Origin of the sequence: Massilia sp. HP4, assembly GCF_005222695.1 — a bacterium.
Lineage (GTDB): Bacteria > Pseudomonadota > Gammaproteobacteria > Burkholderiales > Burkholderiaceae_D > Telluria.
On sequence record NZ_STGG01000053.1, the window covers coordinates 1 to 23,985 of the forward strand.

Annotated in this window: 24 protein-coding genes; 9 read left to right on the top strand and 15 right to left on the bottom strand. The window is 67.4% G+C overall.

Going from position 1 to position 23,985, the window contains the following annotated elements:
• Positions 1–260: 260 nt before the first annotated feature.
• Positions 261–1,358, bottom strand: coding sequence for an NAD(P)/FAD-dependent oxidoreductase (locus tag E8M83_RS20315; protein WP_229491702.1), 1,098 nt, complete (start codon positions 1,356–1,358; stop codon positions 261–263).
• Between the two features lie 303 nt (positions 1,359–1,661).
• On the opposite strand from E8M83_RS20315, the gene E8M83_RS20320 reads away from it, so the two are divergent.
• The 3 genes from E8M83_RS20320 (at position 1,662) to E8M83_RS20330 (ending at position 5,814) form a co-directional block, all read left to right on the top strand.
• Positions 1,662–3,857, top strand: coding sequence for a tetratricopeptide repeat protein (locus E8M83_RS20320; RefSeq protein ID WP_170976874.1), 2,196 nt, complete (start codon positions 1,662–1,664; stop codon positions 3,855–3,857).
• A gap of 143 nt (positions 3,858–4,000) precedes the next feature.
• The gene (locus E8M83_RS20325; protein ID WP_137175172.1) at positions 4,001–4,864 is read left to right on the top strand and encodes a flagellin; all 864 of its coding nucleotides are present in this window, start codon (positions 4,001–4,003) and stop codon (positions 4,862–4,864) included.
• A 98-nt stretch (positions 4,865–4,962) separates the two neighbouring features.
• On the top strand, positions 4,963–5,814 hold the full coding sequence (locus E8M83_RS20330; protein ID WP_137175173.1) for a hypothetical protein: 852 nt from the start codon (positions 4,963–4,965) through the stop codon (positions 5,812–5,814).
• On the opposite strand, the gene E8M83_RS20335 is transcribed toward E8M83_RS20330, so the two are convergent.
• From E8M83_RS20335 to E8M83_RS20400, 14 genes are read right to left on the bottom strand one after another with little or no spacing between them, the layout of a single operon-like run.
• Complete coding sequence (locus tag E8M83_RS20335) at positions 5,759–6,841, bottom strand: aromatic ring-hydroxylating dioxygenase subunit alpha (RefSeq protein WP_137175174.1); 1,083 nt, start codon at positions 6,839–6,841, stop codon at positions 5,759–5,761. The two genes, E8M83_RS20330 and E8M83_RS20335, sit on opposite strands and share 56 nt — an antisense overlap.
• Before the next feature lies 1 nt (position 6,842).
• Entirely contained in the window at positions 6,843–7,481 is a 639-nt protein-coding gene (locus E8M83_RS20340; RefSeq protein ID WP_137175175.1) for a NeuD/PglB/VioB family sugar acetyltransferase, read from the bottom strand.
• Positions 7,472–8,230, bottom strand: coding sequence for an SDR family NAD(P)-dependent oxidoreductase (locus E8M83_RS20345; protein ID WP_373995064.1), 759 nt, complete (start codon positions 8,228–8,230; stop codon positions 7,472–7,474). The genes E8M83_RS20340 and E8M83_RS20345 overlap by 10 nt, the downstream gene beginning before the upstream one ends.
• A gap of 14 nt (positions 8,231–8,244) precedes the next feature.
• Entirely contained in the window at positions 8,245–9,291 is a 1,047-nt protein-coding gene (locus E8M83_RS20350) for a ketoacyl-ACP synthase III (RefSeq protein WP_137175177.1), read from the bottom strand.
• Between the two features lie 2 nt (positions 9,292–9,293).
• Entirely contained in the window at positions 9,294–9,524 is a 231-nt protein-coding gene (locus tag E8M83_RS20355) for an acyl carrier protein (RefSeq protein WP_137175178.1), read from the bottom strand.
• Positions 9,525–9,526: 2 nt separating this feature from the next.
• A complete protein-coding gene (locus E8M83_RS20360; protein ID WP_137175179.1) occupies positions 9,527–10,576 on the bottom strand; it encodes a ketoacyl-ACP synthase III in 1,050 nt (349 codons plus the stop codon).
• Positions 10,573–11,709, bottom strand: coding sequence for a DegT/DnrJ/EryC1/StrS aminotransferase family protein (locus tag E8M83_RS20365; RefSeq protein WP_137175180.1), 1,137 nt, complete (start codon positions 11,707–11,709; stop codon positions 10,573–10,575). Before E8M83_RS20365 ends, E8M83_RS20360 begins: the two co-directional genes overlap by 4 nt.
• 14 nt (positions 11,710–11,723) lie before the next feature.
• Positions 11,724–13,817 carry a flagellar biosynthesis protein FlhA gene (locus E8M83_RS20370; protein WP_170976875.1) on the bottom strand — a complete coding sequence of 698 codons (2,094 nt, stop codon included), beginning with the start codon at positions 13,815–13,817 and terminating at the stop codon, positions 11,724–11,726.
• Between the two features lie 5 nt (positions 13,818–13,822).
• Positions 13,823–14,962 carry a flagellar biosynthesis protein FlhB gene (locus tag E8M83_RS20375; protein ID WP_137175182.1) on the bottom strand — a complete coding sequence of 380 codons (1,140 nt, stop codon included), beginning with the start codon at positions 14,960–14,962 and terminating at the stop codon, positions 13,823–13,825.
• The gene (fliR, locus tag E8M83_RS20380; RefSeq protein WP_137175183.1) at positions 14,952–15,737 is read right to left on the bottom strand and encodes a flagellar biosynthetic protein FliR; all 786 of its coding nucleotides are present in this window, start codon (positions 15,735–15,737) and stop codon (positions 14,952–14,954) included. Before fliR ends, E8M83_RS20375 begins: the two co-directional genes overlap by 11 nt.
• 7 nt (positions 15,738–15,744) lie before the next feature.
• Entirely contained in the window at positions 15,745–16,017 is a 273-nt protein-coding gene (fliQ, locus tag E8M83_RS20385) for a flagellar biosynthesis protein FliQ (RefSeq protein ID WP_137175184.1), read from the bottom strand.
• Between the two features lie 24 nt (positions 16,018–16,041).
• The gene (fliP, locus tag E8M83_RS20390; protein WP_137175185.1) at positions 16,042–16,806 is read right to left on the bottom strand and encodes a flagellar type III secretion system pore protein FliP; all 765 of its coding nucleotides are present in this window, start codon (positions 16,804–16,806) and stop codon (positions 16,042–16,044) included.
• Positions 16,803–17,153 carry a FliM/FliN family flagellar motor switch protein gene (locus E8M83_RS20395; RefSeq protein ID WP_206077503.1) on the bottom strand — a complete coding sequence of 117 codons (351 nt, stop codon included), beginning with the start codon at positions 17,151–17,153 and terminating at the stop codon, positions 16,803–16,805. The genes fliP and E8M83_RS20395 overlap by 4 nt, the downstream gene beginning before the upstream one ends.
• 5 nt (positions 17,154–17,158) lie before the next feature.
• Positions 17,159–18,100 carry a FliM/FliN family flagellar motor switch protein gene (locus E8M83_RS20400; protein WP_137175187.1) on the bottom strand — a complete coding sequence of 314 codons (942 nt, stop codon included), beginning with the start codon at positions 18,098–18,100 and terminating at the stop codon, positions 17,159–17,161.
• Between the two features lie 330 nt (positions 18,101–18,430).
• Here E8M83_RS20400 and E8M83_RS20405 point away from each other — a divergent pair, with 330 nt between their 5' ends.
• The 6 genes from E8M83_RS20405 to E8M83_RS20430 are packed head-to-tail and all read left to right on the top strand — an operon-like array spanning position 18,431 to position 23,966.
• Complete coding sequence (locus tag E8M83_RS20405; RefSeq protein ID WP_137175188.1) at positions 18,431–18,784, top strand: flagellar hook-basal body complex protein FliE; 354 nt, start codon at positions 18,431–18,433, stop codon at positions 18,782–18,784.
• A 24-nt stretch (positions 18,785–18,808) separates the two neighbouring features.
• The gene (fliF, locus tag E8M83_RS20410) at positions 18,809–20,515 is read left to right on the top strand and encodes a flagellar basal-body MS-ring/collar protein FliF (protein ID WP_206077504.1); all 1,707 of its coding nucleotides are present in this window, start codon (positions 18,809–18,811) and stop codon (positions 20,513–20,515) included.
• Positions 20,499–21,524: a FliG C-terminal domain-containing protein gene (locus tag E8M83_RS20415; protein WP_137175189.1), complete on the top strand. Its 1,026-nt coding sequence runs from the start codon at positions 20,499–20,501 to the stop codon at positions 21,522–21,524. The genes fliF and E8M83_RS20415 overlap by 17 nt, the downstream gene beginning before the upstream one ends.
• A complete protein-coding gene (fliH, locus tag E8M83_RS20420) occupies positions 21,521–22,195 on the top strand; it encodes a flagellar assembly protein FliH (RefSeq protein ID WP_137175190.1) in 675 nt (224 codons plus the stop codon). The genes E8M83_RS20415 and fliH overlap by 4 nt, the downstream gene beginning before the upstream one ends.
• Positions 22,192–23,508 carry a flagellar protein export ATPase FliI gene (gene fliI / locus E8M83_RS20425; RefSeq protein WP_137175191.1) on the top strand — a complete coding sequence of 439 codons (1,317 nt, stop codon included), beginning with the start codon at positions 22,192–22,194 and terminating at the stop codon, positions 23,506–23,508. Before fliH ends, fliI begins: the two co-directional genes overlap by 4 nt.
• Positions 23,505–23,966 (top strand): flagellar export protein FliJ, encoded by a 462-nt coding sequence (locus E8M83_RS20430; protein WP_137175192.1) that lies wholly within the window; start codon positions 23,505–23,507, stop codon positions 23,964–23,966. The genes fliI and E8M83_RS20430 overlap by 4 nt, the downstream gene beginning before the upstream one ends.
• Positions 23,967–23,985 lie beyond the last annotated feature (19 nt).

The window sequence follows — 23,985 nt, forward strand, 5'->3', positions numbered from 1 at the left end:
GCGCTCGCAGGAGCAATCCGGGCAGCGGCGACCTGGCGCGCGAATCTCGGCGATGAGGGCGATTACGCGGTCGAGCCCGGCTGCCGGATGCAGGGCGGCGAGCACCTGCAACCGCTGTGGCTGGTTCAAGGACGGCAGTTGCGCGAACAGCTTCATGAACTTGGGCGCTTTCACGATCCCCTCCCATGATGGATACCAGGACTGGGACCGCTGGGCAGCTCAACAGTTCAATACTCATCCATATTTAACGGTGACAGCGCCTAATCGAATACCGGCGTCTCGACCCCGAGCAGCTTGTGGATCTTGGGCGAGGTGGTCGTATACAGCATGTGGGTCTTGCGGTCGGGGAAGACGTAGGCCGCGGCGCCGAAGGCCGCCAGCGCCGCCTCGTGAAAGCCCGACAGGATCAGCTTCTTCTTGCCGGGATAGGTGTTGATGTCGCCCACGGCGAAGATGCCGGGCTCGCTGGTCTCGAATCTCTCGGTATCGCGCACCCGCAACTGGCGCATTTCCATGTCCAGGCCCCAGTCCACGATCGGTCCCAGCATGGGCAGCAGGCCGAAGAACGCCATCACGATATCGGCCGGCACGCGCCGCGTCACGCCGTCGGGCCCCGTCACCTTGACCTCGGACAGCCGGCCGCCGCGCACGTCGAAACCCGTGACCTGGCCCGCAATGAACTGCATCTGCTGCGCCTCGCACAATGCCCTCATCTTCGCGATCGAGGCCGGGGCGGCGCGGAAGCTGTCGCTGCGATGCACCAGCACCACCGATTCGGCCTTGCCCGCGAAGTCCAGCGCCCAGTCGAGCGCCGAATCGCCGCCCCCGCAGATCACCAGTTGCCGGCCATGGAAGCGCTCGGGATGCTTGACCCGGTAGAACAGCTGGCTACCCTCGAAGCGCTCGATGCCGGCGACCTTCAGCTTGCGCGGCTGGAAGGCACCCACGCCGGCCGCAATGATCACGGTTTTGGCGATGAAGCGCGTGCCGAGCGAGGTCTCGACGTCGAAGCGGCGATCGGCCCGCCGCTGCAGGGTCGTCACCTCCTGGCCCAGGTGGAACACCGGTTCGAAGGGCGCGATCTGGCGCAGCAGGTTGTCGGTCAGTTCGCGGCCGGTGAGCACCGGCGCCGCCGGGATGTCGTAGATCGGCTTGTCGGGGTACAGCTCCATGCACTGCCCGCCGACCGCGGCCAGCGAATCGATCACGTGTGCCCGGATGTCGAGGAGGCCCAGTTCGAACACCTGGAACAGGCCGACCGGGCCGGCGCCGACGATCACGGCGTCGGCCTCGATGGCGCCGCCTGCTGCCTGGAATGCGGGTAGAAAGACGCCTGGCGCGTCGTATGGTTTGTTCATGATGCTCTCTCCGAAAATGATCGTGGATCGCCGCGCGGGGCGGAGCATTGCAGGTGCTCCCGGCCGACGGCGCGTCCATGCTGGACAGCTCAACTTATAAATCCTCAAGCTAACTTGATGTCAAGCGCTGCCTGTCTCGTTTCACGGCCTGGACATGGCTTTGGATGCAGGTCGGGACCATCACTCTCCAAATAATCTATGCTCTTCAGCAACAAACAAGGCACATGCCCGACAAGCCGATTTACAATTGATCCTATTTCTCATCGGCAATTCATCGACCGGGTTGCCATTCTGTACTCACTTATGAACAATATGATTCCGCCCGATGCACACGCCGCGATCGCGGAGCGCCGCAAGGCCATCCGCCGCAATCCGCGCGATGCGAACGCCCATGCCCTGCTCGGACTGGCCCTGCTCAAGCAAGTGCAGATCGAGGAAGGCGCCAGTTCGCTGCAGCGCGCGCTGGAACTCAATCCCAAGCTGCGCGGTGTCCATGCGGTACTGGCCAATGCGCTGTTCGACCTGCGCCGCTATGAAGAAGCGGTCCCTTGCTACCGCACCGCCCTGCGCTTCCAGGAAGCGGCGGACCTGCACCAGCACCTGGCCGATTCCTTGCTGCGCCTCGGGCGCCCGGACCAGGCCGAACCCAGCGCACGGCGCGCGGCCGAACTCGCGCCGCAGGATGCCGATGTCCAGCTGACACTGGCCGCCGTGCTCAATGTGCAAGGCCGCGCCGCCGAGGTCGATCTCGTCATGGCAAAAGTCCTGGCGGCCGCGCCCGAGGATACCGAAGAGCGCTTCAAGCTGGGCTGCCTGCTGTACAAGGGCAGCCGCTGGAAGGAAGCCCTGCGGTGCCTTGAAGAGGTGCTGGCGAAGGCTCCCGAGCATATCGGCGCGCTGCACCACGTCGCCCTGTGCCATAGCGAACTGCAGCATGGCGAACAGGCGGTATGGGCATTGAAGCAGGCACTGGCGCTGGCGCCCGCCGATGCAGGGCTGCGCGACGAGCTGCGCTCGATCCTGCAGAAGTTCAAGTACTACGAAGAGGCCATCGCCCTGGCCGACGACATGCTGGCGCGCGACCCCGTGCACGCCGGCGCCCTGTCCACGCTGCTGCATTGCCGCTTCACCCTGGGGCATTTCGAGCAGGCCTTGAGCGCGGCCCGGCGCTTCCTCGAGGTCGAGCCCAGCCCCCAGAACCACAGCATGCTGCTGTTCATCCTGAGCCACTGCTGCAACGACGCGCACGAGCTGACGCGCGAGCATTTTGCCTTCGGCGAACGCTGGGAACCGGCCCTGCGCGAGAGGCGCCGCCCGCACCCGAACGATCGTGATCCTGGACGGGTACTACGTGTCGGCCTTGTGTCCGGCGACCTGTACAACCACGCGGTGGCAAACTTCCTGGCGCCGACCCTGACGGCGCTCAAGACCAGCACCCAGGTCGAGATCTACGCCTACTACAATAACGCCGCCGAAGACAACACGACGCGCGCCCTCAAGAACGATTTCAAGGCCTGGCGCGTGATCTGGGGCGTCGACGACGACGCTGCCGAGCAGATGATCCGCGACGATGCGATCGACATCCTGATCGATCTGTCGGGCCATTCGGCGCTCAATCGCCTGGCCCTGTTCGCGCGCAAGCCCGCGCCGGTGCAGGCGACCTGGATGGGTTATGCCGGGACCACCGGCCTGGAAGCCATGGATTACATCCTGCAGGACCGGTTCATGGTGCCGGGGACGCGCTATGTCGACCAGTTCAGCGAAAAAATCGTCAAGCTGCCGCTCGGCGCGCCCTTCCTTCCTTCGCCCCACAGCCCACCGGTGAATCCCCTGCCGGCGCTCAGCAATGGCTACCTGACCTTCGGCAGCTTCCACCGCGCGAGCAAGCTCGGACGCGAGGTCATCACGCTCTGGTCCTCGCTCCTGCACGCCATCCCGAATTCCAGGATGCTGCTCGGCGCACAAGAGTCCGCCGAAGACAGCGTGATGGTCGACTGGTTTGCCGAAGAAGGCATCGCGCGCGAACGGCTGCTGCTGCGCCGGCGCAGCGGCATCCAGCGCTACCTGGCCCAGCACCACGAAGTCGATATCTGCCTCAGCCCATTCCCGTATAGCGGCTCGACCACCATCGGCCATGCAATGTGGATGGGCGTGCCCACGCTGGGCACGATCGGACCCACCAATCCCAGCCAGGCGGTCGCGCCCTTCATGACCCACATCGGACTGCATACCTTCATCACCCCCAACCCCGAGACCTATGTCAAGCTGGGCGTGCTGCTGTCGCAGGACCTGGCGGCGCTGTCGACCATCCGCAGCACCATGCGCGAGCGCTTCCTGAACTCGGCACTCGGCTATCCTGGCATCGTCGGCGCCGGCGTGGAACTGGCGCTGCGCCGCATGTGGCAAGGGTGGACCCGGGACCAGGCCCCGGCGCCGTTCGAGATCACGATGCAGGCGCTGGCCGAGGCTGGAGCGATGTCGGAAAAGCAATCATCGTAGGCGGATAAAAAAAACTAAAAAAATTTCCATGTGGAATTTAATGGATGAGAAGAAATGGTCGCCTTGTACAGAAGAGAGCGAGTGACGCACTCGAAACGACAACGAACGATCCACCGATTCCACCAGCTTACTAGGAGCTACCCATGCTGAGCCTTCACACCAACAACGCAGCGCTGTCCGCACAGAATTCGATCTCGCGCACCCAGAGCTCGCTGTCGACCTCGATGACCCGCCTGTCGACCGGTTACCGCATCAACTCGGCCATGGACGACGCCGCCGGCCTGCAGATCGCATCGCGCCTGAAAGCCCAGACCTCGGGCATGACTGTTGCAATGCGCAACACCCTGAACTCGACCTCGATGCTCAAGACCGCCGAAGGCGCGCTGGACGAAGTGTCGAACATGCTGGTGCGCATGAAGGATCTGGCGACCCAGGCCGCCGATGCCTCGTCGACCGAGGATGACCAGGACGCCATGCAGCTGGAATACGATGCACTGGGCCTCGAGCTGGCCAACGTGCTGAAAAACACCACCTTCGGCGGCGCCAAGCTGCTCGTGGGCGGCACCGTCGCCGAAGAAATGACCTTCCAGATCGGCGCGTCGGAAGACGAGACCATGGAGATCAACCTGAGCGCCGCGATGAGCACCCTGAACACCAACGTCTCGGCAGTCAGCGTGCAATACTCGACCACCGGCACCACCACCGGTACCGAGCTGACCGCCACCGGCGGCGCCAACGGCAAGATCGGCGACCTGGAAGACGCACTGGAAGCGGTCAACACCGTCCGTTCGAGCCTGGGCGCCGCCGCCAACCGCCTGGAACACGTGTACAACAACCTGGCCAACATCAGCACCAACACCAAGGCTGCAACCGGCCAGATCATGGACGTCGACTTCGCCAGCGAAAGCGCCAACATGACCTCGAACCAGATGCTGCTGCAAGCCTCGACCGCCATGCTGAAGCAGTCGAACAGCATGTCGTCGATGGTCATGTCGCTGCTGCAGTAATCGCCGCATAGCCGGACCGCGCCCGGGCCTCACCCCGGGCAGGATTCCAGGAGGCCAGCCGCGCGGCTGGCCTTTTTCTTTTTCGGACCACCACCGCCATGGCCATTCCGCCCCTGCTGCCTGCCTTGCCTCTCCCCACCGCGCCCGCGCTGCAGGTCGGCGCCGTGGCCGCCGTCGCGCCCGCCGCCCTGCTGGGCGGCCGCGAAGGTCCCTCGCTGCCGTTCTCGCAGCCGCTGCCGGGCGCTGCCGCGGCCGGCGGCCAGGCGGCGCCCGAGGGTGGCGCCGAAGGCGCGGCCATGCGCCCCGACCAGGCGGTGCTGGCGCGCCAGCTCGCCTATCTGCCGCAGGACGCCGCGGCCCTGGCGCGCAGCTGGCGCGCCCAGGTACGCAGCCACGGCAGCCAGCTCACCAGCCGCGCGCTGGCCGCCAGCGCCGGCCAGTTGTCGCCGGCCCTGCTCGCCGCGGCCCAGCAGGGCCAGGTGGCGCGCGCGCCCGAGCAGCAATTGGCCCATCCGGACGCCTGGCGCTTCACCGTGCATGCCGGCGGCCAGGCCGCCCAGCACCTGATGGTGCTGGCCGAGGAGGCCGACAAGCCGCCCGGCCGCCGCCGCCGTCCGCGCGCGGCCCTGCGCCTGGAGCTGGAACTGGCCGACGGCAGCGCGGTCGTGATCCAGGTCGAGCCGCTGCCCCAGGGCGTGGCGATCGAACTCTGCGCGCCGGACGCGCGCGCGCTGACGCGGCTGCGCTGGTTGCAGCCGGAGCTCGAGGAAGTATTGGCGCGCGCCGGCGTGAAGGTCGTGCGCTGGCAGTTGCGCGACCACTTGCCGCCCGGGCGCACCCACGCCATGATCGCGAACGCCGAAGCCGCGGCCCAGGCCTTGACACCCGCCGTGTTCAGGACCGTGGCCGAGCTGGCGCTGCTGCTGCCGGCGGTGCCGGCGCCGGACTAGTGTCCTCGCCGCCCTCGGCCAGCCAGTCGCGGCAAGACTGGCGGAAATGCACGATCTTCTCTTCGGTCGCCGCGGCAAAGGCCAGCGGGGCCGGACTCCAGCTCGACTTCGGCACCAGGCGGCAGACCTGGTGGTCTTCGTCGAACACCTTGCGGTTGATCTCGGCGGTCGAGGCGAACAGCGGCGCCAGCAACTGGGTCGCACGCGGGCTCGCCGCGTGCGCGCCCAGCAGGCGGCTGCTGAAATGGGTGGTCTCGGCGCCGTTCGCGGCCGGCAGGAAGTGCTGCAGCGAATACGAATAGCCGTAGGTCGACGAGATCATGGTGAACGGATACAGGTAGATGCTCATATAGCCGTCGTAGGCGAAGTCGATCGCGAACTGGCGCTTGAGCGACTGCAGCTGCTTGTCCACCCTTGTGTTGCCCAGCGGCGCGCGCCACACCGAATTGCGGCCGTGGTAGAGGTTCTCGCCGGCTTGCAGGTCGAGCGCGCCCAGGGTATCCGGATGGACCATCCCGATATGGTAGGGCTCGAGCGCGTTCTCGACCGCGACCGCCCAGTAGCAGCCGAAGTCGTAGGCGTTCAGGTCGAGCCGGCCGGCGATATTGAATCCGATGTTCTCGAGCAGGCCGGCGGTCTCGCCGAGCTGCTGGTACAGCCCCTGGCGCGGGGCGATCGCCACGAACAGGAAATCGCCGCACCACTCCAGCAGCAGGGTGTTCAGGCGCGCCGTCGACAGGTCGCAGCCGGCGAAGGCGCCGGTATCCGGCACCGTCACCCGCCCGCCGTGGAAGCTCCAGCCGTGGTAGCGGCAGGTCGGCGGCTGGTTGCCGGCCGCGCCGGTATAGATGCGCGCGCCGCGGTGCGGACACAGGTTGTCGAAGGCTACCAGCTCGCCGCCGTCGTTGAAGACGACCAGCTCGCCCAGCGGCGTGGACAGGCGCAGGTAGTCGCCCGCCAGCGGCAGCTCGTTGCGGTGACAGGCCAGGTGCCAGTGTTCGCGGAACAGTCTTGTGTCGAAATCCATGTCAGAGCTTCTTGGCCGGCAGCGCGTACATCACCGCGTTCTCGGGCACGTTGCGCATCACCACCGCGCCGGCGCCGATGCGGGCCCCGGCGCCCACCGTTACCTTGGGCAGCACCCGCGCGCCGCTGCCGAAGAAGCAGCCCTCGCCCACCTTCACCCAGCCGGTCAGGTCGACCTGGCAGCTGAGGGTCGAGCAGGCGCCCAGCACCACGTCGTGGCCGACGCCGCTCAAAGCATTGATGGCGACGAAGTCGCCGATCCTGGCATGGCTCGAGACCAGCGCCTGCGGGCAGATCACCACGCCCTCGCCCAGCACGGCGCTGCGCGCCACGGTAGCGCGCGGGTGGACCAGGCGCGCGAAGCGCGCGCCGCGCGACTTGAGCAGCGCCGCCAGGCGCGCCTTGGCGGCCGGATCGCCGATCGCCATCACCAGGCGGTCGCCTTCGCGCGGAACGAAGTCGTCGATCGCGCCGAGATAGTCGAGCCGGTGGCCGAAGCCGTCCAGCGCGGCGGCGCTGCTGTCGAGGAAGGCGTCGAACGCGCGGCCGTCTTCCAGCGCCCCGTCCAGCGACCAGTCGATGAGTTCACGGGCGAAGGCGCCCGCCCCCACCAGGATCGTGCGTCCATGGTTCAGCGGCATAGATAGCCTCCGTCGACCACCATGGTGGTGCCGGTGACCCAGCGGCTGCCGGGGCCGAGCAGGAAGGCCGCGGCCTGCGCCACGTCGCCTGGCTCCCCGAAGCCCAGCAAGTGCTGGCCTTCGTAGGCCTGCATCGAGGCCTCGGTGCCGGCGCGCGCCAGGCGCTCGTGCATCGGCGTCTGCACCGCGCCGGCGGCGATGGCGTTGACCCGGATCCTGCGCGGCGCGAACTCGCAGGCCAGCGCGCGCACCATGCCATCGATCCCGGCCTTGGCCGCCGAATAGGCGGCCATCCCGGCCTGGCCGGATGAACCGGCGACCGAGGACATGAACACCAGCGAGGCGCCGTCCGGCATGGCGCCACGTGCGGCCAGGGCGCGCGCGATGCCGAGCGCCGCGAACAGCGAGCCGCCCATCACCTCGTTCACCTGCTGCTGGCGCAGCAGGCGCACCGGACGGATGGCTTCGATGCCGGCGCCATGGAACACGCCCTGCAGCGGGCCGTGGGCCTCGACCAGCGACTTGACCCAGTCGGCGGCGCCGTCGGCGTCCTGCAGCGCGGCGCTGGCGGCCAGGTGGCCGCTGCCGGCCAGGCCGGCGACGGTGGCCTCGAGCCGCGCCTGGTCGCGGCCGGCCGCGATCACGCGCGCGCCGCAACGCGACAGCAGTTCGGCGGTGGCGCGGCCGATGCCGGATGAAGCGCCGGTGACGAGATAGGTACCGCCGGCCAGGCTGGTGTCGGAGAAGATCGTCATGGTTCGACTCATGCCTCGATGGTTTCGCAGATCTGGAGCGGGCCCACGTCGAGCGACGCGGAAGCCCAGGAGTAGCCGACCCCGAAGCCGAACATGGCCAGCCGGCGTGCGCCCGAGCGCAGGGAGTCTGCCAGGTCGGTCGTCATCAGGAGCGGGATCGAGGCCGAACTGGTGTTGCCGTAGCGGTCGATATTCAACGGCACCTTCTCTGGCGCCAGCTTCGCCTTCCTGGCCAGGTGCTTCAGCATGAACAGGTTGGCCTGGTGGAACAGGAAGGCGTCGTGCCCGTCGGCCCCGACTCCGGCGTGCTCGAAGGTGCGCGCCACCAGCGGCGGCACCGAACGCAGGGTGAAATTGAAGATCTCGCCGCCATCCATGTACAGGCTGGCCGGGTCGCGCCCGTCCAGGCGCGGATCGGCGCCCGCCACGTGCTCGCGGAATCCGCCCTCGGGCACGATCAGGTTGGCCGCGCCGCGGCCGTCGCTGCCGAGGATGAAATACGCCTCGCCCGCCGGATCGGCCTCGATCGCGGTGACCGTGCCGGCGTCCCCGAACAGCATGGCGGTGGCGCGGTCTTGCGGATCGACGATGCGGCTCACGGTGTCGCCCACTGCCAGCAGCACGCGGCGGGCGGCGCCGCCGGCGACCATGCCCTGGGCCAGCCACAGGCCGTAGGGATAGCCGGAGCAGCCGAGGTTGACGTCGAAGGCGATGCAGCCGGGCGGCAGGCCGAGGTCGGCCTGCAGCGCGCAGGCGGTGGCCGGCAGCCGGTAGTCGGGGGTCTGCGATACGAAGATCACGGCGTCGACCGAGTCCAGCGACCAATCCAGGCCCGCGAGCAGGCGCGCCCCGGCGGCGCGGCACAGGTCGCGCGTGGTGGCGCCCGGCGCCACGCGGCGGCGCGACTGCACGCCGATCATCTTGACCACTTCGTCGACCGCGGACTGGCCGAAGCGCTCGGCGAAGCCGGCGTTGTCCACCTGCTCGCGCGGCAGGCAGGACACCAGGCCCGCGATGCGCGCGCCGGTGACCTTCGCTTCACGTCCCCCGTGCATGGTCAGCCTTTCGCGGCCTGGGCGATGAGCGCTTCGATATCGGCGATCGTCGCGCACGCGGCCAGCGCGCTGCCGTCGAGCATGAGGTTGTAGCAATCGTCGACCAGGGCGATGGTCGACACCAGCGCCAGCGAGTCCCACTGCGCCTCGGCACTGTTCAATTCAAATCCAGGAGTGATGCGGGATGGGTCGACCTCGAAGATCTCGGCCATGCCTTCGTAAAATTTGCTCATTTTTATTCCAGTTCTAGGGTTAACAGGCAGCCGGCCCAGGAGAATCCTACGCCAAAACCAAGCAGCATCAAAGTCTTCGGGGTCGCGAAACACCCCTGCTCGCGCATCGCTTCGAGCGCCAGCGGAATCGTCGACGATACCGTATTGCCGCACTCCTCGAGATGGATCGGGAAGCGCTCCGGGTCGATGCCCATCTTCTTGCGCAGCGATTCGAGCATGAAGCGGTTGGCCTGGTGCAGCACGAAGTAGTCGATCGCCTCGCGCGCGACCTGCGCCTTGTCCAGCAGCGCAGTCGCCGCGCGCGGCACTTCGCGCAGCGAGAACGCCATGATATCGGCGCCGGCCATGTACAGGTGCTCCTGCGAGCGCACATTGCCCGACTCGTCGCCCGTTTCGCGCGCCGTGTCCGCGCTGCGCGGGGTGCGAAAGCCCCCTGCTTCGACAATCAGCTTGCCCGCTCCACGGCCGTCGCTGCCGAACACGAACGGGCCGATCGCGGGATGTGCGCCAGGATGTGCACCCGGATCGGCGTTGTCCGCCACCACCGCGGTGGCGGCCGCGCCGTCGCCGAACAGGGTGCGCACGCTCTTGTCGAGCGGGTGGATGTATTTCGAATAAGTGTCGGCGGTCAGCACCAGCACGCAGCGCGCGGCGCCGCTGTCGACCAGGCCCCTGGCCAGCGACAGGCAGTAGACGAAGCCCGAGCAGCCCAGGTTGACGTCGAGCGCGCCGATGCCGGTGGCCAGGCCAAGCCGATGCTGCAGGATGCAGGCGGTGGTCGGCAGCACGTGGTCGGGCGCCTGGGTGCACAGGATCACGAAGTCGACCTGTTCGCGCTCGATCCTGCCGCGCGCGAACAGCGCTTCGGCGGCGTGGAAGGCCAGGTCGCCCGCCGTCTCGTGCGGCGCGGCGATGCGGCGCTGGCGGATGCCGGTCTTCTCGAAGATCTTGTCCGCGCCCCAGCCTGGATACAGGCGGCCCAGCTCCTCGTTGTCGAGCACCGTGGCAGGCAGGTATCCCGCCAGGTCGGCGATGGTGGCGCGCGGCATCATGCACTCCCCTCGACCAGGTCGATGATGCGGTGCTGGTCGCTGTCGTCCAGGGCCGGATAGATCGGCAGGCACAGCACCTGCTCGGCGGCGCGGGCCGCGACCGGCAGCCGGTCGGGGGACGCGGACGGCAGGTCGCGGTACATCGGGAAGCTCGAGATCAGCGGATAGAAGTAGCGGCGCGCGACGATGTCGTGTTCCTTCAGGCGCGCGAACAGGGCGTCGCGGCCGAGCGGATAGTCGGGCCCTACCAGGATCGGGAAGTACGAATAGTTCGACTCGCGCAGCAAAGGGTCGGACGCGCCTTCTTGCCAGGGCCGCACGCAGCGGATGCCGGGCACGTCGGCCAGCGCCTCGGTATAGGTGCGCGCCAGCCGGGCCCGGGCCGCGATCGCCGCGTCGACACCCTTGAGCTGCAGCAGGCCGAAGGCGGCGTTGATCTCGCTCATCTTGCCATTGATGCCCGGCGCGACCACGGTGGTCTCGTCGACGATGCCGAAGTTCTTGAGGCGGTCGATGCGCTGCTTGGTACGCGCATCGCCGCACACGATGGCGCCGCCCTCGAAGGTGTTGAACACCTTGGTCGCATGGAAGCTCAGCACCGACAGGTCGCCGCTGTTCAATACGCTGGCGCCTTCGTGACGCACGCCGAAGGCGTGGGCGGCGTCATAGATCACCTTCAGGTTGTAGTTGTCGGCGATCGCCGCGATCGCCCGCGTGTCGCACGGCTTGCCGTAGCAGTGCACCGGCATGATCGCGGTCGTCTGCGGCGTGATCGCCGCCTCGATCCGGGCCGGGTCTAGGTTGAGCGTGTCGGGGTCGACGTCGACGAACACCGGCTTGATGCCGTTCCACAGCAGCGAGTGCGAGGTCGCGACGAAGGAATACGGCGTGGTGATCACCTCGCCCGTGACGCGCAGCGCCTGCAGCGCCGTGAGCAGCGCCAGGGTGCCGTTGGCGAACAGGCAGATATGCTCCACCCCGAGGTAGCGGCACAGTTCTTCCTCGAGCTGCTGGTGGAACGGGCCGCCGTTGGTCAGCATCCGGTTTTCCCAGATCTGCTCGAGATAGGGATAGAACTGGTCCAGCGGCGGCATGTCCGGCTGGGTCACATAGATCGGCTTGCGCTGGCTCATGTCCTTCCCCTCTCTCAACCCACCGTCCCGACGATCGACACGTCGCGGTTCTCGGGAATCTCGTTATACGACAACACGTGCAGGCCCGGCGCGAACAGGCGCGCATAGCGGGCCAGCAGCGGGCGCACCTGCGGCAGCACCAGCAGCAGCGGCGGCGTGTGCTGCTGCTTCATCTGCTCGCGCGCCACCGGCATATTAATCTGAAGTTGCGACAGCAGTTGCGGATCGATCGGATAATTGTCCAGCACCACCTTGCCGCCGCCGTTCTGGCGCGCCTGGTTCAGGGAGCCGAGCAGCATGTTCTCGAGTTCGGCCGACAGGTTAAAGGCCGGCATGTCCTTCTTCTTGCCGAACAGGCCCGAGACGATCTGGCGCCGCAGCGCGCAGCGCACCTCGGCCGCCAGCAGGATCGGATCCTTGGTGGTCTCGCTGCTGTCGAGCAGCGTGGTGGCGATCACCACGATGTCCTTGAGCGACACGCCCTCGAGCAGCAGCACGCGGAACACGCGCAGCAGCTGGGTATGGGTCAGCGCCTTGTCCAGCGCCGCCGCCAGCTTGGGCGACAGGGCCGTCAGGCGCTCCATGATGGCCGGCACGTCCTCGTGGCGGAACAGCTCGTGCAGGTATTCGCGCACCACCTTCGAGACGTGGGTCGCGATCGCGCTCGGCACCTCGATCACCTGGTAGCCCAGGCCCAGCGCATGCGCCTTCTGGTCGGGGGCGATCCAGGTGATCGCCATGCCATACGCCGGCTCGATGCCGGGCACGCCATCGAGTTCGCCGTACACGTTCGGCGACGGGATCGCCATCAGGTGCTCGGGCATCACCTCGGCCTCGGCCACCACCGTGCCCGACAGGCTGATCGCATACTGCGTGGGCCGCAGCGCCAGGTCGTCGCGCACGGCGATCGGCGGCAGCAGCATGCCCATCTGCTCCGACAGGCTCTGGCGCACACCCTTGATGCGTTTCTGCAGCGGCTCGCCCTGGGCGCGGTCGAGCATGCCGACCAGCTTGTAGCCGACCGCCAGGGTCACCGGCTGCACCACCGGCAAGGCCTGCCAGTCGAGATCCGGCGCCCGCTCGTCGCGCAGCGCGGCCTCGATCTTGGCTACCCCGGCGATGTCGGGCGCCAGCACCCGCTGGCCGACCTTGTAGCCGGCGAAGGCCAGTACCGCGGCCGCCACCGTGAAGAACAGCCACGGCATGCCTGGCACCACCGCCAGCAGCAGCATGATGCCGGCCGCCGAATACAGCACCCCCGGCTGGGCCAGCACCTGGCTGCCGACCTGCTGTTCCAGGTCGCCCGATTCGCCGATGCGGGTCACCAGGATCGCGGCCGCGGCCGACAGCATCAGCGCCGGGATCTGGGCTACCAGGCCATCACCGATGGTGAGCAGCGCGTACACGTGGAAGGCATCGCCCAGCGCCAGGTCGTACATCAGGGCGCCGATCGCGACGCCGCCCACCAGGTTGATGATCAGGATCAGGATCGACGCGACCGCGTCGCCGCGCACGAATTTCGAGGCGCCATCCATCGCGCCATAGAAGTCGGCTTCGGCGGCGACGTCCTTGCGCCGGATGGTGGCCTGCTCCTGGTTGATCAGGCCCGCATTCAGGTCGGCGTCGATCGCCATCTGCTTGCCGGGCAGCGCGTCGAGCGTGAAGCGCGCCGAGACCTCGGAGATGCGCTCGGCGCCCTTGGTCACGACGATGAAGTTGACGATCATCAGAATGATGAAGATCACCAGGCCGACCACGAAGTTGCCGCCGATGACCACGTTGCCGAAGGCTTCGATCACCTGGCCGGCCGCATGCGTGCCTTCGTGGCCGTGCAGCAGCACCACACGCGTGGAAGCGACATTCAGCGCCAGGCGCATCAGCGTGGCGCCCAGGATCACGGTCGGGAACACCGCGAAGTCGAGCGGCCGCTTGGCCGTCACCGCGACCAGGATCACGATCAGCGACAGCACGATATTGAAGGTGAACAGCACGTCCAGCAGCACTGGCGGCAGCGGCAACATGATCATGCCCAAGAGCGCGATCAGGAATACCGGGGCGGCGAACTTGTGCCGTCGCAGCTCGCCGACAAACGCGTTAAAGGAATTCATGAAGTTCATGCTTTGGCCTCGGAGAGATGAGATGGCACGTCCATCTCGTGGGGGAACCGCGGAGGCGCCTGGCGCCTGCCAGAACGAAACGCGTTCAGTTGCAAGACATAGTTCAGCACCTGCGACACGGCCTGGTAGAGCTGGGCCGGAATCTGCTGCTGCACCTGGCTGGTGTTGTAGATGGCGCGCGCCAGCGGCGGCAGGGTCAACGTCTCGACATTGTTCTCCCTCGCCACCTGGCGGATGTACAGCGCCATCTCATCGACGCCCTTGGCCAGCACGAAGGGCGCTTCGGCGCGGTCGGTATCGTACTTGAGCGCCACCGCGTAGTGCTCGGGATTGACGATCACGACGTCGGCGGTCGGCACCGTACTGCGCACGCTGCGCCGCGCCAGTTGCTGCTGCAGTTGGCGGATGCGCTGCTTGACCTCGGGCCGGCCCTCGCTGGTCTTGTGTTCTTCCTTGATTTCCTGCTTGCTCATGCGCTGGTTGCGCATGAACAGGTAGTGCTGCACCGGCACGTCGATCATGGCGAACACCACGAACACCGCCACCATCGCCATCAGGGCGTCGAAGGCCATGCCGCTGCCGGCCGCCACGGCGTCCAGCAGCGGCATGCGCTGCAATTCGACGTAAGCCTTCATGCCGGCGCGCGAGACCATCCACAGCACCACGCCCAGCATGACGGCCTTGGCAAACGAGGTGATGAAGCCGACCCAGTGCTTCTGGCTGAACAGGTTACCCAGGTTGGTGATGGGGCTGAAGCGGCTGAACTTGGGCATCAGGTTCTTGCTGCTGGCGATGAAGCCGCCCGGCACGGCGCCGGCCGCGATGATCGCGATCGGCACCGCCGCCAGCGGCAGCACCATCTTCACCAGCAGCATGAGGGCGGCGCCGAACACGGTCGACAGCGCGTTTTCCAGGTCGCCGGCCGCACCCATCGGCACGAACACCAGCCGGAACAGGTGGCGCATGTCTTCCAGGTAGGTCGGCGCCATCAGCGCGAACAGCTTCAGGCTGACCAGGATGCCGACCGCCGTCGCCAGGTCGCGCGAGCGCACCACCTGCCCTTCCTGGCGCGCCTTGCGCAGTTTCTGGGCTGTGGGCTTTTCGCTCTTGTCGCCGCCGCTGCCGCTATCCGCCATGGGCCATCCTCATCTGCTCGGTCAGCATCTCCAGCACCTGGTTGGTCATGGAGACATAGTGGTCGGGGATGAAGCGCACCAGCTGGATCAGCATCAGGAGGCCAAAGATCGTCACCAGCGCGAAGCCCAGCGAGAACAGGTTCAGGCTGGGCGCGACCCGGCTCAGGAAGCCGAAGCCCATCTGCACCACCATGGTCGAGAACACGATCGGCAGCGCCAGCAGCACCGCCGCCGCGAACACCCAGCCGAGGTTGAGCGCTACCGCCTCGAGCAGCATGGGCTGGAAGCCGGAACCGACCGGCCAGGCGTGAAAGCTCTGGCCCAGCACGGCGACCAGCACCAGGTGGCCGTCGATGGCGAAGAACACCAGCATCGCCACCAGCGACATCAGGCCCGAGATCACGTCCGACACCTGGCCGTTGATCGGATCGTTCATCTGGGCCATCGAAAAGCCGATCTGGCTCGAGGTCAAGAAGCCCAGCATGGTGACGGCCGCCATCGCGAACTGCAGCGCCAGGCCCAGCACGCCGCCAATCACGGCCTGCTCGAGCATCGCCACCACGCCGCCCAGCGAGAACGGATCCGGCATCGCCATCCCGGCGCGGGTGGTCAGGGGCAGCATCAGGAACGACAGCACCAGCGCCAGCAAGGCGCGCACCGGCATCGGGATCGAATTATCCCCCAGTACCGGGGCGGTAACCATCATCGCCATGATGCGGCAGAACGGCCACCACAGGGCCCCGATCAGCGGCAGCAGGAAGCCGAACAGCTCCATTTCGCGCCTAGCCCCCGACGAGGGTGGCGGCGCGCTGGAACACCGAGACGCAGTAGTCCATCAGCGTGGACGTCATCCAGTGACCGGCCAGGATCACCGCCAGCAGGGTCACCAGGAGGCGCGGCAGGAAGCTCAGGGTCTGCTCGTTGATCTGGGTGGCGGCCTGGAACAGCGCCACCACCAGGCCCATCACCAGGCCCGGGATGACCAGCACCATCACCAGCAGCATCACGATCTGCAGGGCCTCGACCACCAGGTCGACCGCGATATCGGGACTCATGTTCGTCGCTCTCTCACAGGTTCGCTAATAGCCGTGGATGCTGCCCACCAGGGTGCTCACCGTGAGCGTCCAGCCATCGACCAGCACGAACAGCAGCAGCTTGAACGGCAGCGAGATCACCAGCGGCGACAGCATCATCATGCCCATCGCCATCAGCACCGAGGCCACCACCAGGTCGATGATCAGGAACGGAATGAACAGCATGGCCCCGATCTGGAACGCGGTCTTCAGCTCGGACAGCACGAAGGCGGCCAGCTTGACCGGGAAGCTGTGCTGCTGCGGCTGCGCATAGGCCGGTTCGCCCGCCAGGCGCGCGACCTGGGCCAGCGAGGCCTTGTTGGTCTGGGCCAGCATGAAGCGCGACACCGGGCCTTCGGCGATGCGCAGCGCCTGTTCCAGGCCGATCTGGTCCTGGTCGTAGGGCAGGAAGGCTTCTTTCCAGACCTGCTCGCCGATCGGGCGCATCACCAGGATGGTCAGGATCAAGGCGATGCCGGTGATGATCCGGGTCGGCAGGCCCTGCTGCAGGCCGAGGGCCTGGCGCAATAGCGACAGCACGATCACGAAACGGGTGAAGCAGGTCATCATCATGATCATCACGGGCAGCAGCCCGAGCAGGGTCATGATGACCAGGATCTGCGACTTGACGCTCATGCCGGAGCTGGTGGCGTCGGCGCCCGGGATGACGCCGGCCAGCAGGTCCTGGTTCTGGGCCAGCGCCGGCGCCGACAGCAGCAGGCCGCCCAGCAGCAGCGCGGCCGTGGCCGCGCCGCGGGTACCGCGCATCATGGCGCGAGCATGTCCAGGTTCAGGCCGTCCAGGTCGATCACCTTCAGGCCGTACTGCTCGCCCGCGACCACCACTTCGGCACGCCCGATCGGGGTGCCGTTGACCTTGATCACCAGCGGCTCGCCGGCCAGCGAATCGAGCGGCAGCACCGACGACGGCTGGATTTCCATCAGTTCCTGCAGCGAGACGCGGGCCGACCCGACCTCGAGGGTCAGGGTCACCGGGATGCGCCGCATCATCTGCGGCAGCTGGCGGGAGGCGTTGCGGCCGGCCGTGGCGGTCGCCTGTTCGACGCCGTCGAGATCATCGATGATCACGTCGCCGGCCAGTTGCTCGTTGAGGTTCATGTCCATTATTCGGCATCTTCAAATGAGGTTAAACACAGCTTGCCCTTGTGCTCGGCCACCGCGGCCGTGAACAGGCGGGAATCGTCCAGCAGCACGTCGGCGCGGCCGACCGAGACCGGGATCACGTCGCCGACCTTCAGGCCGAACAGCGCGGCCAGGGTCACTTCCTTGCTGACCAGGCGGCCTTCGAGCCTGACCTGCAGATGCGAGGCCAGCGGCTCGCGCGCCATGCGCGGGCCGGCGCCGCGCGCGCCGTTGCGTTCGGCCATCAGGCCCTGCAGCACATGGGCCATCAAACCATGGTCCAGGCCGATCCACAAGCGGCCTTCGGGCGCCGCAAGGCCGGGTTCGTCGGTTTCGCGCCGGCCGTACTGGGCGCGCAGCACGGCGCGGATCACCCAGCCGGACTTGCCCGGCGCGCTGGCCGGCACGATCGACGCGCCTGCCTTTGCAAGCCGCGGCGCGGCCGCTGCGGGAGCCGCCGTCATTGCAGCGGCACCGGCCGCCGCCAGGCCTTCGGCGATCCGTTCGTCGACCAGGGTCGCCACCTGCTGGGCCAGGGTCGCGGCCAGCCGCTCCTCGGTCGCGGTCACGCGTTCGATATGGGGGTCGCGCTGCGGCGCCGCACTCGGGCCCTGGGTGCGGCGCGCATAGCGTCCTTCCAGCAGGCCCAGCAACATGCTGCGCTCGATGGCGACCGCGGCCTGGCCGTAAGAACCGCCAACGCCCAGCCAGCGCAGGCTGCGGTCATCGGGGGCGCGCTCGAATGCCAGGCTTTCCAGGCGGTAGGCGCCCCAGTAGCGGCGGCCGCCGGGCGAAGCCATGGCGGCGCCCAGCGCCTCGGCCAGGCGGGTCGCGAAGGCCGGCAGCAGGTGCACCGGGCGGCCCAGCAGGCAGGGATCGAGCACCTGGAAGTCACGCGAGCGGTCTGGTTGATTAATCGACATGTTTGTTGACTGAAAATTACGTTTCGATGACAGCTTTTCATTCCCCACGGCAACAATTATACAGGGAAGTCACTCGCGGGAACTTTGACATTCTTCTTTGATTTCCAACTTGCCCTACGGTAATATCGTGCTGTCGCACCGCAACAACTCGGCCCTTCTCCTCGATGCTCAGAGGGAGAAACAGTAGCCTGACGGAAGTCAGACGACAAAAACAAACGTTCGTTCGTTGATCGGTTTTCAAGATTTTCTTACTAAAACGCGATGAGCTTGGAAGAATACCGGTAACTTTTTGTCGCTCTCAAACAACAACGTTTTTAAATGGGAACCACGATGGCAACTGAACTTGCCGGCCTGATCCGGGCCGACCTGGCGCAACTGACCAACGACGCTAACCGCCTGGCGATCGCCCCCGCTGCCAATTCCTTCGCCGAGCTCGGCGCCCGCGGCGCCCAACCCGACAGCGCCTTTTCGTTTACCCAGGTGATGAAGACCGCCCTGGACAACGTCAACGCCCAGGACCAGGCCGCCGGCGCCAAGGTGGCCGCAGTCGAAGCGGGCAAGAGCGACGACCTGGTCGGCGCCATGCTGGCCAGCCAGCAAGCGAGCCTGTCGTTCTCGATGCTGATGCAAGTTCGCAACAAAGTCATGACGGCGGTCGACGAGCTGATCAAGCTCCCGGTCTGATTTCCCTAGATAAGCGATTCATCCGTGATCTCCTCCCTCAAATCCGCCGTCGGCGGCAAGCTGGCCCTGCCCTCGCTGCCGCCGCTGCTGCGCAATAACCTGCCGCTGATGCTCGGCCTGGCCGTGGCGCTCACTGCCGCCATCATGATGTACCTGTGGCAGGACCAGTCCAGCTACAAGCCGGTGTTCGGTGCGCGCGAGAAAGTCGCCGCCAGCGACATGATGACGGTGCTCGAAGCCGAACAGATTCCCTACCGCGTCCACCCCGAGAGCGGTCAGGTGATGGTGCCGGCGGCGAGCCTGGGCAAGGTGCGCATGCTGCTGGCCGCCAAGGGCGTGACCGCCCAGTTGCCGGCCGGGCTGGAACTGATGGACCGCAACGATCCGCTGGGCGTGTCGCAGTTCGTGCAGGACGTGCGCTTCCGGCGCGGCCTGGAAGGCGAGCTGGCGCAGAGCATCCTGACCATGGACGCGATCGCTTCTGCCCGGGTCCACCTGGCGATCGCCAAGACCAGTTCCTTCGTGACCGCCAATACCGACGGCAATTCGGCCTCGGTGGTGGTCTCCGTCAAGCCGGGCCGTGCACTGTCCAACGAGCAGGTGGCAGCCATCGTCAACCTGGTCTCGGGCAGCGTGGCCGGCCTCAAGCCGCAGCGCGTGTCGCTGGTCGACCAGGCCGGCAATCTGCTGTCGGCGCGGGTCGACCTCGAGGGGGGATTCGATGGCGCGACCCAGGGCGACGCCGCTTCCAGGCGTTTCACCGACGAGGTACGTGCCAACGTCAACGACCTGCTGGCGCCGATCCTGGGCGTGGACAACTACAAGGTCAGCGTCACTGCCGCGGTCGACAACGACCGCATCGAAGAGACCCAGGAAAAATACGGCGAAGCGCCGAAGGTCACCAGCGAGGCGATGCGCGAAGAGATGGAGAAGAACCGCATGGCGCTGGGCGTGCCCGGCACCCTGTCGAACCGCCCGCCGGCGCAGGCCGATCCCGACGCCGCCGACGGCGAGGCGCCGCCGCCCAATGCCGACGACGGCAGCGCACGCAAGAACGCCACCACCCGCCAGTACGCCTATGACCGCGCGATCACCCAGATCAAGCGCGAGCGCGGCCGCCTCAAGAAGCTGTCGGTGGCGGTGGTGCTGAACAATACCAGCGCCGCCAACGGCCAGGCCTGGACCCCGGCCGAGCTGGCCAATATCAGGACCATCCTGGCCGGCGGCCTGGGCATCGACGCCGCGCGCGGCGACGTGCTGGCCGTCTCGAGCCTGAAATTCCCGGCCGCCCCGGTGGCCCAGGAATGGTGGCAGGAACGCGACAACGTGGTCGACATGACCAGCTACGCCCTGTGGGCGCTGGGCGCGATCCTCGCCTACTTCTTGCTGGCCCGCCCGCTGCTGCGCGCGGTCACCACCCGCCTGGCGCCGCAACCGCCGCTGGTGCCGGCTGCCCCGGCCCTGCCGGGCAGCCCGGGCGTGGCCGCGGGCGCGGGCGCCGGCGAGGCGCTGCCGGCCGGCGTGGCCGCCCTCGGCGCACCGGATGGCGCGGCGACTGCCGCCCGTCCCGGCGCCGTGGTCCCGCTGCTCGAGAACTACGACCTGCCCCCGAGCGGTTCGGCGGTGGACGTCATGGTCGACCACCTGAAAGTCCTGGCCGGCAAGGAGCCCGAGCGCGTTGCCGAAGTCGTCAAACAATGGGTACAGAAAAAACATGGCCGACCAGAATAACTACGAGGACGACGACAGCGTCGCCCTGACCCCGGTCGAACAGGCCGCCATCGTGCTGCTGTCGATCGGCGAAGAACAGGCGGCCGCGGTGCTACGCTGCCTCGAGCGCGATGAGTTGATGGAGCTGACCCAGGTGATGTCGCGCATGAGCGGCATCAAGGTCGACGCCGTGAAATCGGCGCTGCAGTCCTTCTTCGACGACTACCGCCAGCAGAGTGGCCTGCACGGCGCCTCGCGCAGCTACCTCAAGCGCTCGCTCGACCTGGCGCTGGGCAGCGACATCGCCAACAGCGTGCTCAACACGATCTACGGCGATGCGATCCGCCCGATGATGGCGCGCCTGCAGTATGCCTCGCCGCGCTGGCTGGCCGAATTCGTCTCCAGCGAGCACGTGCAGATGCAGGCCGTGTTCCTGGCCTTCCTGCCGCCGGCGCTGGCGTCCCAGATCCTCGAGGCGCTGCCGGTCGAGGGCCGTGAGCTGGTTCTGCTCAACATGGCGCGCCTCGACGAGATCGACCGCGACGTGCTGCACGAACTCGAGGAACTGGTCAACCGCTGCCTGGCCGCGCTCGATACGCAAAGCGCCAGCGTGGAAGGCGTGCGGCAGGTGGCCGACATCCTCAACCGCCTGCAGGATAACCGCGCCGGCATGGTCGAGCTGCTGCGCGCCCACGATCCCGAGGTGGTCTCGCAGATCGAGATGTCGATGTACGACTTCTTCATCCTGTCGCGCCAGACCGAGCAAGTCATTACCCGCCTGCTCGACGACGTGCCGCTCGAGCAGTGGGCGATCGCGCTCAAGGGCGCCGAGGCGCCGCTGCGCGACGCCATCCTGGCCGCCATGCCGCGTCGCCAGGCCCAGAGCTTCGAGGACTTGATGCGCCGTTCGGGCCCGGTCCCGATGTCGCGCATCGAGCAGACCCGGCGCGAGATCATGGCCACCGTCAAGGAACTGGCCGACGCCGGCGAGATCGACATCCAGCTGTTTGCCGAGGCGACCGCGGAATGAAGCAGTTCAGGTCCTTCCACTTCCCGCCCCTGCACCAGGTCAGCAAGGCGCGTCCGAGCGGTTCGGACAGCGTCGGCTCGACCGAGGAATGGCAGAGCGCGCTGGCCGACGGCTACCGCCAGGGACAACGCGAAGGCTATGAGGCCGGCCTCGACCAGGGCCGCGCCGAAGGCTATCCGCGCGGCGAGGCCGAGGGCCGCGAACAGGGACGGGAAGAAGGCCGCGCCGCAGCGCTGGCCCGCTTCGACGAACTGGCGCGCCCGGTCGACGCCATGCTCGAAGGCCTGGCGCAACTCAAATCCGACCTGCGCGCGGCCCAGCGCAACGAAGTCGTGGAACTGGTCGGCAAGATCGCGCGCCAGGTGATCCGCGCCGAACTGGCGCTGCAGCCGGTGCAGTTGCTGGCCCTGGTCGAAGAAGCGCTATCGGTGATGCCGCCCTCGCGCGAGGAAGTCGAAGTCTTCCTCAATCCCGAAGAACTGCGCCGCGTGCAGGAACTCGATCCCAAGCGCGCGCGCGCCTGGACTCTGCTGCCGGATCCGGCGTTGGCGCCGGGCGAGTGCCGCGTGCGCTCGGGCGACAATGAAGTCGACGCAGGCTGCCAGGGCCGCCTGGCGGCGGTGATGGAGCAGGTCCACGAGCAGCTCATGGCCGAGGAACCGGCGGTATGATGGCCCTGGCCGACTCCTTGCGCGCGGTCGACATCGGCGCGGTGCCGGTGGCCACGCCAACCGGACGCCTGGTGGGCGCCCAGGGGCTGCTGCTCGAATCGGTCGGCTGCCGCCTGCATACGGGCCAGCGCTGCCGCATCGAGACCGTCGACGGCCAGTGGCTCGACGCCCAGGTGGTAGGCTTTCGCGAAAAAGTGTCGTACCTGATGCCGTTCAAGAAGGCGGTGGGTCTGTCCACCGGCGCGCGCGTGCTGCCCGCGCCCGAGAAGAGCGACCTGATGATCGGCCCGACCTGGCTGGGCCGCATGGTCAATGGCCTGGGCGAGCCGATCGACGGCCTGGGCCGCCTCGGCGGCGACCAGCCCCTGTCGACCACGCCGCCGCGCGTCAATCCCCTGAAAAAGACCCCGGTCGAGGAACCGCTCGACGTCGGCGTGCGCGCGATCAATGCGATGCTCACCATCGGCAAGGGCCAGCGGGTCGGCCTGATGGCCGGTTCCGGGGTCGGCAAGTCGGTACTGCTGGGCCTGATCACGCGCCAGACCGTGGCCGACGTGATCGTGGTCGGCCTGATCGGCGAACGTAACCGCGAGGTGCGCGAATTCGTCGAGCGCTCGCTCGGCCCGGAAGGCCTGAAGCGCTCTGTGCTAGTCGTGGCGCCGGCCGACGAGAGCCCGCTGATGCGGGTGATGGCGACCGAGATGTGCCATGCGATCGCCGCCCACTTCCGCGACCGCGGCCTGAACGTGCTGCTGCTGTGCGATTCGCTGACCCGCTACGCGATGGCGCTGCGCGAGGTGGCATTGTCGCTGGGCGAGCCGCCGGCCACGCGCGGCTATCCGCCGTCGGTGTTTTCGAATATGCCGCAATTGGTCGAATCTGCCGGCAATGGCGAACACCCGCAAGGCAGCATGAGCGCCATCTATACGGTGCTGGCCGAAGGCGACGACCAGCAGGATCCGGTGGTCGATTCGGCGCGCGCGATCCTCGACGGCCACATCGTGCTGACCCGGGAACTGGCCGAGCGCGGCCACTATCCGGCGATCGACGTCGCCCAGTCGATCTCGCGCTGCATGGCGCAGGTGGTGCCGCAAGAACATGCGCTGGCCGCGCGCAAGCTGAAGGCCGCGATGGCGCGCCATGCGCGCGTGCGCGACCTGATCCCGCTCGGCGCCTATGTGCCGGGCGCCGATCCCGAGACCGACCGCGCGGTGCAGCTGCAGCCGCAGATCGAAGCCTTCCTGTGCCAGGGCACGCGCGAGGAAGCGCCGATGGACGGCTGTGTCGCGGCCCTGACGGAGATGATGGCGTGAAGCGTCAAAACACCATTCGCAGCCTGGACACCCTGGTGCAGTTGCGCTCCACGCAAGTGGACCGCCTGCAGGCCGACCTGGCCAGCCAGGAAGCGACCCGGGCGCGCTACCAGGTCAATCTCGAACGCCTGGCGCTGCTGGCCGAAGGCAGCGGCGCGTCGGGCGCCAAGCTGGCGCTGAACCCGGCGCTGGCCTTGAATTGCGGCGCCTACAAGCAGGGCGTGCTGGCGCTGGCCGACAGCCACCGGGTCGACCTGTCGCTGCACGAAGCGAATATGGCGGTGGCGCAGGGCCGCCTGAAGGATGCCTGGGTGCGGCGCGAGCTGCTGGGCAAGGTGCTGGTGCGCGAGCAGGATGCGCTGGCAGTCGAACAAGAGCGCGCCACCAGAAAGCGCGAAGACGATATCGCCACCCAATCGTGGATGGCCGGAAAAACGGGCGGCCTGGCCGCTGCATGAACGACACACACAACATCAC